The 12,446-nt window shown below is 63.4% G+C and carries 13 protein-coding genes; 11 read left to right on the top strand and 2 right to left on the bottom strand.

The genetic code is table 11. From position 1 onward, the window contains the following. Positions 1-250: 250 nt before the first annotated feature. The 9 genes from atpB (at position 251) to CH278_RS11545 (ending at position 7,772) form a co-directional block, all read left to right on the top strand. The gene (gene atpB / locus CH278_RS11585; protein ID WP_027497905.1) at positions 251-976 is read left to right on the top strand and encodes a F0F1 ATP synthase subunit A; all 726 of its coding nucleotides are present in this window, start codon (positions 251-253) and stop codon (positions 974-976) included. A 78-nt stretch (positions 977-1,054) separates the two neighbouring features. Beyond that, a complete protein-coding gene (locus CH278_RS11580) occupies positions 1,055-1,294 on the top strand; it encodes an ATP synthase F0 subunit C (protein WP_027497904.1) in 240 nt (79 codons plus the stop codon). Positions 1,295-1,301: 7 nt separating this feature from the next. Further along, the gene (locus CH278_RS11575) at positions 1,302-1,871 is read left to right on the top strand and encodes a F0F1 ATP synthase subunit B (protein WP_027497903.1); all 570 of its coding nucleotides are present in this window, start codon (positions 1,302-1,304) and stop codon (positions 1,869-1,871) included. 8 nt (positions 1,872-1,879) lie between these two features. Next, the gene (locus CH278_RS11570; RefSeq protein WP_027497902.1) at positions 1,880-2,707 is read left to right on the top strand and encodes a F0F1 ATP synthase subunit delta; all 828 of its coding nucleotides are present in this window, start codon (positions 1,880-1,882) and stop codon (positions 2,705-2,707) included. A gap of 88 nt (positions 2,708-2,795) precedes the next feature. Beyond that, positions 2,796-4,439 carry a F0F1 ATP synthase subunit alpha gene (gene atpA, locus CH278_RS11565; RefSeq protein ID WP_032365581.1) on the top strand — a complete coding sequence of 548 codons (1,644 nt, stop codon included), beginning with the start codon at positions 2,796-2,798 and terminating at the stop codon, positions 4,437-4,439. Between the two features lie 52 nt (positions 4,440-4,491). Continuing rightward, positions 4,492-5,463, top strand: coding sequence for a F0F1 ATP synthase subunit gamma (locus tag CH278_RS11560; protein WP_032383690.1), 972 nt, complete (start codon positions 4,492-4,494; stop codon positions 5,461-5,463). 3 nt (positions 5,464-5,466) lie between these two features. Further along, complete coding sequence (atpD, locus tag CH278_RS11555) at positions 5,467-6,915, top strand: F0F1 ATP synthase subunit beta (RefSeq protein ID WP_027497899.1); 1,449 nt, start codon at positions 5,467-5,469, stop codon at positions 6,913-6,915. A 30-nt stretch (positions 6,916-6,945) separates the two neighbouring features. Continuing rightward, on the top strand, positions 6,946-7,305 hold the full coding sequence (locus tag CH278_RS11550; protein ID WP_027497898.1) for a F0F1 ATP synthase subunit epsilon: 360 nt from the start codon (positions 6,946-6,948) through the stop codon (positions 7,303-7,305). 29 nt (positions 7,306-7,334) lie between these two features. Continuing rightward, positions 7,335-7,772: a DUF2550 domain-containing protein gene (locus CH278_RS11545; protein ID WP_027497897.1), complete on the top strand. Its 438-nt coding sequence runs from the start codon at positions 7,335-7,337 to the stop codon at positions 7,770-7,772. Positions 7,773-7,791: 19 nt separating this feature from the next. Here CH278_RS11545 and CH278_RS11540 read toward each other — a convergent pair whose 3' ends face one another. Continuing rightward, positions 7,792-8,385 carry a cob(I)yrinic acid a,c-diamide adenosyltransferase gene (locus CH278_RS11540; RefSeq protein ID WP_032391979.1) on the bottom strand — a complete coding sequence of 198 codons (594 nt, stop codon included), beginning with the start codon at positions 8,383-8,385 and terminating at the stop codon, positions 7,792-7,794. A 53-nt stretch (positions 8,386-8,438) separates the two neighbouring features. Between CH278_RS11540 and murA the strand changes: the two genes are divergently transcribed. Next, a complete protein-coding gene (gene murA, locus CH278_RS11535) occupies positions 8,439-9,692 on the top strand; it encodes a UDP-N-acetylglucosamine 1-carboxyvinyltransferase (RefSeq protein WP_027497895.1) in 1,254 nt (417 codons plus the stop codon). Here murA and pdxR read toward each other — a convergent pair. Further along, entirely contained in the window at positions 9,685-11,088 is a 1,404-nt protein-coding gene (gene pdxR, locus CH278_RS11530) for a MocR-like pyridoxine biosynthesis transcription factor PdxR (RefSeq protein ID WP_256991762.1), read from the bottom strand. The genes murA and pdxR overlap by 8 nt on opposite strands. Positions 11,089-11,180: 92 nt before the next feature. Between pdxR and CH278_RS11525 the strand changes: the two genes are divergently transcribed. Beyond that, complete coding sequence (locus CH278_RS11525) at positions 11,181-11,864, top strand: pyridoxamine 5'-phosphate oxidase family protein (protein WP_094621947.1); 684 nt, start codon at positions 11,181-11,183, stop codon at positions 11,862-11,864. Positions 11,865-12,446: the final 582 nt, after the last annotated feature.

Genomic DNA, 12,446 nt, shown 5'->3' with positions numbered 1-12,446 from the left:
AGGGTTTCGCCCTGAGAGTTGCCGAGTCGACGTGAGTCGCCGACACCCGACAGACGCTTGGCCGATGAAGACCGGGCCTCAGCCTCTGACGATTGCGAGCCGATTTTCGTCGACTTGATAGATCGTCATTGTCCGATCGAACCGCAGCCGTTACTCGGTTGCGGCCCGAACACGGGAGAGACCGCTGAGCGTCACCACTCTGGCTGCGGAGTTCCATCCGCCGTCACTATCCGATTTCTTTCCTCCCGCGGTGCTGTTCGAGGGAACCCCGTTCGAACTCGACCGGCTGATGCTCATCCGCATCCTGATGTCGGCTCTGCTGATCGTCTTCATGCTGATCGCTCTGCGCAGCCCCAAGATCGTTCCTCGCGGAATCCAGAACGTCGCCGAGATCGCTCTCGACTTCGTCCGGATCCACGTGGCCGAGGATGTCCTCGGCAAGGAACAGGGACGCCGCTTCCTGCCCGTCATCATGACGATCTTCTTCACGGTCTTCGCGGTGAATCTCAGCGCGGTCATACCGTTCCTGAACATCTCTGCCAACGCCCGCATCGGTCTGCCGATCGTGTTGGCCGCAGTCGCGTACATCGCGTTCGTCTACGCCGGTGTGAAGAAGTTCGGTGCAGCCAAGTTCGTCAAGGGCACGATCGTGATCCCGGGCATTCCGAAGGCCATGCACGTGCTGCTGATCCCGCTCGAGTTCATCTCGAACTTCGTGCTTCGCCCGTTCACGTTGACGGTGCGTCTGCTGGCCAACATGCTCGCCGGTCACATCATGCTCGTGCTGTTCTTCAGCGCCACGCAGTTCTTCCTCTTCGAGGCCTCTGCCGGCCTGAAGATCTTCGCCGCACCCTCGCTCATCATGGGCTTCCTGTTCACGATGTTCGAGATGCTCGTGATCTTCCTGCAGGCATACATCTTCGCGCTGCTGACGGCGATCTACATCGATCTGTCGCTGCACGCCGACTCGCACTGACCGACCAACAGACCGAACTAGCTACACCGCCACCTCCGACACCCGGATGTGGACCGAAGAAAGGGAACGGAAAACCGAATGAGCCTTGAAGTTCTGGCCCAGGCGCAGGAAATCACCGCAAACGGATACGGCGCTATCGGCTACGGCCTCGCAGCGATCGGTGGTGGCATCGGCCTCGGCCTCGTCGTCGCCAAGAACATGGAAGCAACCGCTCGTCAGCCCGAGCTGGCCGGTCAGCTCCGTACGACCATGTTCCTCGGCATTGCATTCACCGAGTCCCTCGCCCTGATCGGCCTCGTCGCCGGCTTCATTCTCTGAGAGCGCGATGACAAACGCGATAACGCTGCTCGCAGCCGGGGCGGAGGGGGAGGAATCCCAGAACCCGCTGCTGCCCGCAACATACGACATCGTTTGGTCGATCGTCTGTGTCGTGATCATCGGCTTCCTGTTCTGGAAGTACGTCGTACCGCGTTTCCAGACGGTCCTCTCCGAGCGTTCCGAGCTCATCGAAGGCGGAATCAAGAAGGCCGAGCAGGCACAGGCTGAGGCGAAGGCTGCTCTCGAGCAGTACCACGCTCAGCTCGCCGACGCCCGTTCCGAGGCTGCGCAGATCCGCGAGGAAGCGCGCACCCAGGGGCAGGCGATTCTCGCCGAGATGAAGGAAAAGGCGCAGGAAGAGAGCGATCGGATCGTGGCCGCAGGCCACAGTCAGCTCGTTGCTCAGCGTCAGCAGATCGTCACCGAACTTCGTGGCGACCTCGGACGTACGGCCGTCGAACTCGCCGAGAAGGTCATCGGAGAGCAGCTCTCCGACGACGCGAAGCGTTCCAGTTCGATCGATCGCTTCCTCAACGAGCTGGATTCCGTCACCGCGGACTCCGCATCAGGAAAGTGAGTCGAACCATGTACGCAACTTCTCGTGAGGCGCTCGCCCGCACACGGTCGGTCGCCCACGAAGCTCTGGGGTCCGCGTCGGGCGGCGAGGCAACGGCCGTCGCCGCTCAGACCGGTGCCGAGTTGTTCGCCGTCGTCGAGACTCTCGACGCGCAGCGCACGTTGCGTACCGCTCTCGCCGACTCCTCGGTCGAGGGCGATCGACGAAGCGCTCTGGCCGGAGAGGTCTTCTCCGGCCAGGTGTCGAGCGCAACGGCGACCATCGTCAAGGCTGCGGCCGGCGAAAGCTGGTCCACCGCCCGTGACCTGCTGAACTCGCTGGTCGAGCTGGGACGCGAAGCTCTGCTCCGCGCTGCTGCCGATCAGGACCAGCTGGACACGGTCGAGGACGAGCTGTTCCGGCTCGGCCGCATCGTGGCTGCCAACCCGCAGCTCGAGCAGGCATTGTCGGATCGCTCCAAGCCGGCGCAGGCCAAGCGCGAACTGCTGGGTCGTCTGCTCTACGGCAAGGTCACCGCGGTCACCGAGGCGCTCGCGGTGCAGGCCGTCACGCGTCCACGGAAGGCGGCACCCGCCGACGTTCTGAACGGACTGGCAGATCTGGCCGCCGAACAGCGCGACCGCGCAGTTGCACACGTACGCAGCGCAGCCCCACTGAGCGACAGTCAGCTCGAAAAGCTGACCGCAACCTTGACCCGCACGTACGGCAAGCAGGTCACGGTGCACGTAGAGGTCGATACCGAACTGCTCAGCGGACTTGTCGTTCGTATCGGCGACGAGGTCATCGACGGTAGCGGGGCAGGCCGCCTCGCTGCATTGCGAAAGACGCTCAAATAGTCCGACACGGACACAGTAACGAGAAGAATTGCCTCGGCATTCGAGGCTTTTCATACCGCGATCATTCGAAGGAAGAGCAGGAAACACTATGGCGGAGCTGACGATCTCCTCCGACGAGATCCGTAGCGCGATCGATAACTTCACCGCGAGCTACTCACCGGAGTCTTCCCGCGAGGAGGTCGGCACGGTTACGGACACGAGCGACGGAATCGCTCACGTGTCCGGATTGCCGTCGGCGATGTCCAACGAACTCCTGGAGTTCCCGGGCGGAGTCCTCGGTGTCGCGTTGAACCTGGATGCCACCGAAATCGGTGCCGTCATCCTCGGTGACTACGAGCACATCGAAGAAGGCCAGGAAGTCAAGCGCACCGGAGACGTGCTGTCGGTCCCCGTGGGCGACGGCTACCTCGGTCGCGTCGTGGACCCGCTGGGCAAGCCCATCGACGGCCTCGGCGACATCGAGTCCTCCGAGACCCGCGCCCTCGAATTGCAGGCTGCCTCGGTGCTCGAGCGCCAGCCCGTCGAGGAGCCGCTGCAGACCGGCATCAAGGCGATCGACGCCATGACCCCGATCGGCCGCGGCCAGCGTCAGCTCATCATCGGCGACCGCAAGACCGGCAAGACTGCGGTCTGCATCGACGCGATCCTGAACCAGAAGGCGAACTGGGAGAGCGGCGACGACAAGAAGCAGGTTCGCTGCATCTACGTCGCCATCGGCCAGAAGGGCTCCACGATCGCAGGCGTCAAGGCTGCACTCGAAGAGCAGGGCGCACTCGAATACACCACCATCGTCGCCGCACCCGCGTCCGATTCGGCCGGCTTCAAGTGGCTCGCTCCGTACACCGGCTCGGCCATCGGCCAGCACTGGATGTACCAGGGCAAGCACGTCCTCATCGTGTTCGACGACCTGACCAAGCAGGCCGAGGCCTACCGCGCGATTTCGCTGCTGCTGCGTCGCCCGCCGGGCCGCGAGGCATACCCCGGTGACGTCTTCTACTTGCACTCCCGCCTGCTGGAGCGTTCGGCGAAGCTGTCCGACGAGCTCGGTGGCGGATCGTTGACGGCACTGCCGATCATCGAGACCAAGGCCAACGACGTCTCCGCGTACATCCCGACCAACGTCATCTCCATCACCGACGGCCAGGTCTTCCTGGAATCGGACCTCTTCAACAAGGGCGTCCGTCCCGCCATCAACGTCGGTATCTCGGTTTCCCGAGTCGGCGGCGCTGCGCAGACCAAGGGCATGAAGAAGGTCTCCGGATCCCTTCGTCTCGAGCTTGCTCAGTTCCGTGAGCTCGAAGCCTTCTCGGCGTTCGCGTCCGACCTCGATGCAGCGTCCAAGGCGCAGCTCGAGCGCGGCGCTCGACTGGTGGAGCTGCTCAAGCAGGATCAGTACGCACCGGTGGCCGTCGAAGACCAGATCGTCTCGATCTGGCTCGCAGGCCAGGGCACGTACGACTCCGTTCCGGTCGGCGACGTTCGCCGCTTCGAGACCGAGCTGCTCGAAGATCTGCACCGCAACGCAAGCGGCGTCTACGACAGCATTGCCGGTGGCAAGGCTCTCGACGACGACAACCAGAAGGCACTGACCGAAGCGACCGAGAAGTTCAAGGCCGGCTTCGTGGACTCGGACGGCAACCGCGTCGTCAACGAGGCCGAGGCAGACACTCTGAACGCCGACGAGGTCAGCCAGGAGCAGGTCAACGTCACCCGCAAGACAGTCAGCAAGTAGGCCGGCGATGACAGGTGACATGACGAGCACAGAAGGGAGCGTGAACAGCTAGATGGCAAGCATTCTCGAGCTTCGCTCCCGTATCAAGTCGGTCAACTCGACGAAGAAGATCACCAAAGCGCAAGAGTTGATCGCAACATCGCGAATCACCAAGGCGCAGGCCCGCGTTGCCGCATCGAAGCCGTACGCGGAAGAGATCACGAAGGTGCTCTCCGCGCTGGCGAGTGCATCGAGCTCGCTCGATCACCCGTTGCTCAACGAGCGACCAGAGCCCAAGCGTGCCGCAGTCCTGGTCGTGACCAGTGACCGCGGTATGTGCGGCGGCTACAACTCCAACGTCCTCAAGGAAACGGAGGAGCTGTTCCAGCTCCTGCGCTCCGAGGGCAAGGACCCGGTCATCTACGTACTCGGCGCAAAAGGCCTGGGCTACTACACGTTCCGTGAGCGGGACGTGAAGGGTGCCTGGACGGGCTTCTCGCAGGAACCCGGATACGCCGATGCAGCGAAGGCCAGTAAGCATCTGGTCGAGCTGTTCATGGCGGGTTCGGGCACCGAGGTGGAGGCTCCCAACGGTGAAGGCACCGTCGAGGGCGTGGACGAGTTGCACATCGTCTACACCCGCTTCGTGTCGATGCTCACGCAGAAGCCCGAAGTTCGCCGGATGGCGCCACTCGAAATCTCGTACACCGACGAGGAATTCGAGATGGGTGCGGACGCGTTGACCGACTCACCGACCGCGGATGTGCAGGCACAGTACGAGTTCGAGCCGGAGGCAGGCACTCTGCTCTCGGCGCTGCTGCCCAAGTACATCAGCACCAGGATCTACGCGTCGTTGCTCGATGCAGCAGCGTCGGAGTCCGCGGCGCGTCGTACCGCCATGAAGGCAGCGACGGACAACGCGAACGAATTGGTCGAGACCTTGAGCCGTCAGGCCAACCAGGCTCGGCAGGCCCAGATCACCCAGGAAATCAGCGAAATCGTCGGTGGCGCCAACGCGTTGGCCGACAGCGCAGGAAGTGACTAAGCAATGACCGCAGCAGTAGCCCAAGAGAACGCGAGCGGAGCGGACACACAGTCCGGCCGTGTCGTTCGGGTCATCGGCCCCGTTGTGGACGTCGAGTTCCCGCGCGGCTCGATTCCCGCACTGTTCAACGCCCTCAACGCAGAGATCACTCTGCCGACCGTGGCCAAGACCCTGACGCTCGAGGTTGCACAGCACCTCGGTGACAACTTGGTTCGCACCATCTCGATGCAGCCCACCGACGGCCTCGTCCGTGGCACGGCTGTCGTCGACTCCGGCAAGCCGATCTCGGTTCCCGTCGGTGACGTCGTCAAGGGCCACGTGTTCAACGCCCTCGGTGACTGCCTGGACACCCCCGGACTCGGCCGCGACGGCGAGCAGTGGGGCATCCACCGGAAGCCACCAGCCTTCGATCAGCTCGAGGGCAAGACCGAGATCCTCGAGACCGGCATCAAGGTCATCGACCTGCTGACGCCGTACGTCAAGGGCGGAAAGATCGGTCTGTTCGGTGGTGCCGGCGTCGGCAAGACCGTGCTGATCCAGGAAATGATCACCCGTATCGCACGCGAGTTCTCGGGCACCTCGGTGTTCGCAGGAGTCGGCGAGCGTACTCGTGAGGGCACCGACCTTCACCTCGAGATGGAAGAGATGGGCGTCCTCCAGGACACCGCCCTCGTCTTCGGACAGATGGACGAGCCGCCCGGCACGCGTATGCGCGTGGCGTTGTCGGCACTGACCATGGCGGAGTACTTCCGCGATGTGCAGGGCCAGGACGTGCTGCTGTTCATCGACAACATCTTCCGCTTCACGCAGGCAGGTTCGGAGGTGTCGACCCTTCTCGGTCGTATGCCGTCGGCCGTCGGTTACCAGCCCACGCTGGCGGACGAGATGGGTGAGCTCCAGGAGCGCATCACCTCGACCCGTGGCCGCTCGATCACCTCGCTGCAGGCGATCTACGTCCCCGCCGACGACTACACCGACCCGGCTCCCGCCACGACGTTCGCGCACCTCGATGCGACGACCGAACTGTCGCGTCCGATTTCGCAGATGGGTATCTACCCCGCTGTGGACCCGCTGAGCTCGACCTCGCGCATCCTCGAGCCCGGCATCGTCGGTGCCGAGCACTTCCGCGTCGCCAACGAGGTCAAGCGCATCCTGCAGAAGTACAAGGAGCTGCAGGACATCATCGCCATCCTCGGTATGGACGAGCTTCAGGAAGAGGACAAGGTTCTGGTCGGCCGCGCACGCCGTCTCCAGAAGTTCCTCGGCCAGAACTTCATCGTTGCCGAGAAGTTCACCGGCGAGGCCGGTTCGGTCGTGTCCCTCTCGGACACCATCGAGGCGTTCGACAAGGTCACCAAGGGTGAGTACGACCACCTTCCCGAGCAGGCCTTCAACAGCTGTGGTGGTCTCGACGACGTCGAGGCAGCCGCGAAGAAGATGGCCGGAAAGTAGACCGACGTGACTTCTTCCGAGAAGAGCGGCATGGAGGTCTCCCTGGTCGCTGTGGAGCAGAAGCTGTGGTCCGGTACTGCGACCATCGTCAGTGCTCAGACCACCGAAGGTGAGATCGGCATCATGGCCGGCCACGAGCCTGTCCTCGGCCAGCTGGTCGAGGCGGGCACGGTGTCGATCACGACGACCGACGGCGAGAAGATCATCGCTGCGGTGCACGGTGGCTTCCTGTCGGTGACGGGTAAGACCGTCACAGTGCTGGCGGAGTCCGCCGATTTCGCCGATGACATCGATGTCGAATCGGCACGGGCTGTAGTGGCAGAGAACGGCGACGACCTCGAGGCCATTGCGGTGGCCAAGGGACGTATCCGCGCTGTCGAGCGGTCCTAGGTTCACGAGAAGCCGCGACGAGACCTGCGATGCACTCCGGATTGATTGCTCTGATCATTCTGGTTGTGCTGCTCGCAGGGCTCGTCGCGGCTTTTGCGTATCGTCTTGCAGTGCTGCGGCGAGGTGGTACGGCAGCGATCATGCGTGTGCTGCCGTCCGAGGGCGGTGCCGGTTGGCGGCACGGCATCATTCGGTACGGCGACAACACGTTGGTGTTCTTCAAGCTGTCCAGTCTGCGGCCCGGGCCCGATCATCGGCTCGGTAGACAGGACGTTCAGGTGGGGGACCGACGGGCCCCCCGCGACACCGAGTTCGACATCATGACTCCGGACATCGCTGTGCTGGAGTTGTCGGACAACGGCAAGAAGTACGAAATGGCACTGGACAGAAGTGCGTTGACCGCTTTCCTGTCCTGGGTGGAGTCACGCCCGTCGGGGCGCTCGCGCCGCCGTCGGCCGGCGGCCTGAACGAGTCGCTTGCCGGAAATCAGTCGGTATCGGTACCTGTCGAGCGGCTCGCTCCGGGTACCCACTGCACGTCGCCCTCCGGGTTTGCGTACCTGCTCAGGATGAACAGCAGGTCCGAGAGCCTGTTGAGGTACTTGGCCGGTAGATCGCTCGTCGTTTCCGGGGAGGCGTGAACCGCTGCCCAGGCCGACCGCTCCGCGCGCCGAGCCACGGTGCGCGCAACGTGCAGCAGCGCTCCCAGAGGTGTTCCGCCGGGCAGGATGAACGACGTCAACGCCGGTAGCTCGTCGTTGAATTCGTCGCACCAGGCTTCGAGGCGGACGATGTAACTCTGATCGATCCTCAGCGGTGGGTATTCCGGATTGTCGACGACAGGCGTCGAGAGGTCTGCTCCGGCGTCGAACAGGTCGCTCTGAACGGTCCGGATGACGGTCCGCACGGATTCACTCGGATTTCCCAGTGCCAGCGCGACTCCGAGGCTCGCGTTGGTCTCGTCGCAATCTGCGTAGGCGATCAGCCGCTCGTCGTTCTTGGAGACCCTCGAGAAATCGCTCAATCCCGTGGTCCCGTCGTCGCCGGTCCGGGTGTAGATGCGCGTGAGGTGAACGGCCATGCGGCTACGGTACCGCGCGGGTGCCGGTCGGTACCGCTGGCTACGCTGTCGAAGTGAGTGAACGCTTTTTGGTCAACGGTGGTAATCGCCTCGTGGGTGAGGTGGCGGTCGGTGGTGCGAAGAACAGCGTCCTCAAGCTGATGGCCGCGGCCCTGCTCGCCGAGGGAACCAGCACGATCACCAACTGCCCCGACATCCTGGATGTTCCGCTGATGGCGGAGGTGCTGCGCGGACTCGGGTGCGAGGTGGAGCTCGACGGCTCGGTCGTCCACATCACGACCCCGGCCATGCCGAAATACCACGCCGATTTCGCGGCGGTTCGCCAGTTCCGAGCGTCGGTCTGTGTCCTCGGTCCTCTCGTCGCGCGGTGCAAGCGAGCGGTGGTGGCATTGCCGGGCGGAGACGCCATCGGGTCGCGTCCGCTGGATATGCACCAGTCCGGACTGCAGTTGCTGGGGGCGCGCAGCGAAATTCAACACGGATGCGTCGTGGCGGAAGCCGACGAGTTGCGCGGCGCGAACATCAGGTTGGCTTTCCCCTCTGTGGGAGCGACGGAAAACATCCTGATGGCGGCTGTGCTCGCCACCGGTGAGACCGTGATCGACAACGCGGCACGCGAACCGGACATCGTCGACGTGTGCAACATGCTCAACGAGATGGGTGCCGATGTCCGGGGCGCAGGCACTTCCACCCTCACCATCCGGGGTGTCAGCGCGTTGAAGCCGACGACTCATCGCGTCATCGGCGACCGAATTGTCGCTGCTACGTGGGGAATCGCGGCCGCGATGACGCGCGGGGACGTTCGAGTGCGTGGGGTCAACCCGAAACATCTGTCGCTCGTACTGGACAAGCTGCGGTCTGCGGGTGCCGAGGTGACCAGCGAACCGGACGGCTTCCGCGTCGTTCAGCACGAACGGCCGCGAGCAGTGAACTTTGCGACGTTGCCGTACCCCGGGTTTCCGACGGATCTGCAACCGATGGCTATCGGGCTCGCAACCGTCGCCGACGGGACGTCGATGATCACCGAGAACGTGTTCGAGGCACGCTTCCGGTTCGTCGAGGAGATGATCCGACTGGGCGCTGATGCGCGTACCGATGGCCACCATGCTGTGGTTCGCGGTGTTCCCCAACTTTCCAGTGCGCCGGTGTGGTCTTCGGACATTCGAGCTGGGGCCGGGCTGGTCCTGGCCGGGCTGGTGGCGGACGGTACGACCGAAGTGCACGACGTGTTCCACATCGACAGGGGCTATCCGCGATTCGTGGAAAACCTGACCGCTCTCGGCGGGAGCATCGAGCGGGTCAGCTGACCGACCTCTTCTCGAGAGCGTCGACCAGCACCCGGAGCGCGCGCTCGAATCGATCGTCGGCCACCGACCCGTAGCCGACGACGATGCCACCATCGGTGGTCGGCGATCGCGTCGAATGTGCGAGCGTCGGCAGATCGACTCCGTGGTCCGCGCCGTCGGCTGCAATATCGCGTGCAACGTCTGCGTCGAGTACGAGCACCGTGTGCAGCCCGGCACCGACGCCCCGAAGTTCGCCGAATGGCGCCAGCGCAGCGGCGACGACGCGGTCACGTGCCCGATAGATCCGACGTGCCGTGCGTACGGACCGGTCCCATTCGCCGTCGCGCAACAGCGAGGTCATGGCCTGCTGGACGGGAACCGACGGGAAGTCGCCGATGGCGCGACGTGTGTCGGTGATGCGCTCGACCATCGACGGGGGAGCCACCATCCATCCGAGGCGTACGCCGGCACCCAGCGTCTTCGATACCGTTCCCAGGTAGACGGAACGGTCCGGAACGAGCTCGGTGACCGTCGTCAAAGGTGCTATGCCGTAACGGAATTCGGAATCGTAGTCGTCCTCGATGATGGTGGTTCCGCTACTTCGTGCCCAGTCCGCCAGGGCGCGCCGACGACCGATGGGCATGAGTCCGCCGGTGGGGTACTGGTGTGAGGGAGTGACGTAAACGGCCGGGGTGCCGTGAGGAACCGATTCGAGCTCGTCGACGACGAGGCCCTCGCGGTCGACGGGGATGTCGTGAACGGACCACCCGCGGTGTGTAGCGAGGGCAGCAGCAGCCCGGTATCCCGGATTCTCCAGTGCGAGAACATGTTCGACGCCAACGTTTGCAGAGAGGGCACCCAGTGTGAGGTCCAGACCGTGAATGCTGCCCGTGGTGATGACGATCGAATCCGCGGTGGTGTGCAGCCCGCGTGCACGGCCGAGCAAGTCGGCAATGCGCATCCGCAAGTCGAGTGAGCCGGCCGGATCGGGATAGTCGCCCGGTGGGGGAGAGCCACCGACGTCTCGCCATGCCCGCTTCCACGCATCGGATGCGCGAGGCGGAGTCCACGGTATTCCGGGGCGCAGCGAAATGCGCTGAGTAGTCGGTCGGCCTTCCTGTTCTCGGTGCAGCCTGTGGTCCGACCGAACGGCATGCGGAACATCTCGGACGTAGTTGCCGGATCCGCGACGTGCCTCGAGCCATCCTTCGGCGACGAGCTGCTCGTACGCCTTCTCCACCACCGCACGAGCCAGACCCATTTCGACGGAAAGCGTTCTGGTACTGGGCAATCGGACGCCCGGCTCGAGCTCGCCGCGATCGATTGCCGCCCGGATACCGTCGGCTACCTGAACGGGCAACGTGCGGCGGTCGGCTCGATCGATCGCGATCGACAGGGCATTCGGCGGCAAGGTCATCGTGCGTCACCTGTCCATGGCAGAAAGTGGCCTAGCATTATTGCTCCCTATTGGACCATGACAGTGAGCCAACGGGGCGGCACTCTGGTGGCATGACGGCCGACGAAACACTTCTGTCCCCAACATCCAGAACCACCGTGGTCCGAGGTCGGCAGCGTGCGCAGTCGGAGCGGACGGCATTGTTCGACGTGCTCCGATCGGCTCGCCTCTGTCATATGGGGGTGCTGGTGGGGAACGTGCCACGTGTGCTCCCGACCGTGTTCGGCCTGGATCCGGAGGGGCCGGACAGGGCGGGAACCCTGTACCTCCATGGTTCGGTCGCCTCTCGAAGCCTGGTGGAGGCACCTGATCAGGACATCTGCGTCACGGTCACGGTCGTCGACGGGTTGGTCCTGGCCCGGTCCGCGTTCCATCACTCGATGAACTACCGAAGCGCCGTCATCGTGGGACGGCCGCGTCGAGTGGAGGACGAGGACGAACGGGCACGGGCATTGGACGCCATAGTCGATCAGGTCGTTCCGGGTAGAAGCACATATCTGCGGGCGCATACGAGGAAAGAGATTGCGGCGACGAGCGTGTTGGCGCTTCCGCTGTACGAAGCATCGGTGAAAGCGCGGACCGGCGGACCGATCGACGACGAGGCCGACATTGCAGCAGGTGACGTGTGGGCGGGTGTGATTCCGGTCGGTGAATACGTCGGCGCTGCAGAGCGTGGGGAAGATGTGGAACCGAACCTCGATGTGCCCGACCACGTTCTGGCGTTGTCCCGCTCGTGAAACCCGTTTCTGTCGACTGTTCGCAAGATATGGCTGGCGTCACACGCGGGGATATGTCGGCCGAATGCGAGGCACTCATGCGCGCGGCTCCTCCGACCTGGGCAGATGCTGGCGGTAACTCGATTCACCTGCCGATTTGCGTGTGTGGGGTTGGTGGCGTAACTTTTGTCGAGTCAGAGCGACGGACACCGACCCGGTCTTCACGGACTGGGTGAACGAGGTTGGACGTGTGGCTTGGCAGGTTTTATCCCCCAAGAGTCGGGCCTTGTGTCCGAGACCAAGCTGGGATAGGCTGGAACAGTTGCCCTTGAGGCCGACGGATTGTGTGTTCGTGGGGTTCGAGTGTGTGCGTGTTCTTTGAGAACTCAACAGTGTGTCGATGAATGTCAGTGCCGAATTTTATTTGGTGAAAGCATTCGATGTATCTGCCATCCGCTTGTGGTGGTTGTTGTCGGGTGTTGTTTTAAAATGCTAGTTGAGTTTTTTGCTAGTGATTTGACTCTTTATGTTTATGACTGATTTGCAGTTTCGACTGTTGATCGAGAGTCTTTTACGGAGAGTTTGATCCTGGCTCAGGACGAA

It is taken from the genome of Rhodococcus sp. 05-2254-5 (genome assembly GCF_002258575.1).
GTDB classification, from domain to species: domain Bacteria; phylum Actinomycetota; class Actinomycetes; order Mycobacteriales; family Mycobacteriaceae; genus Rhodococcoides; species Rhodococcoides fascians.
The sequence above is the reverse complement of the archived record's forward strand: the minus strand, read 5'-3'. Positions and strand labels throughout refer to the sequence as shown.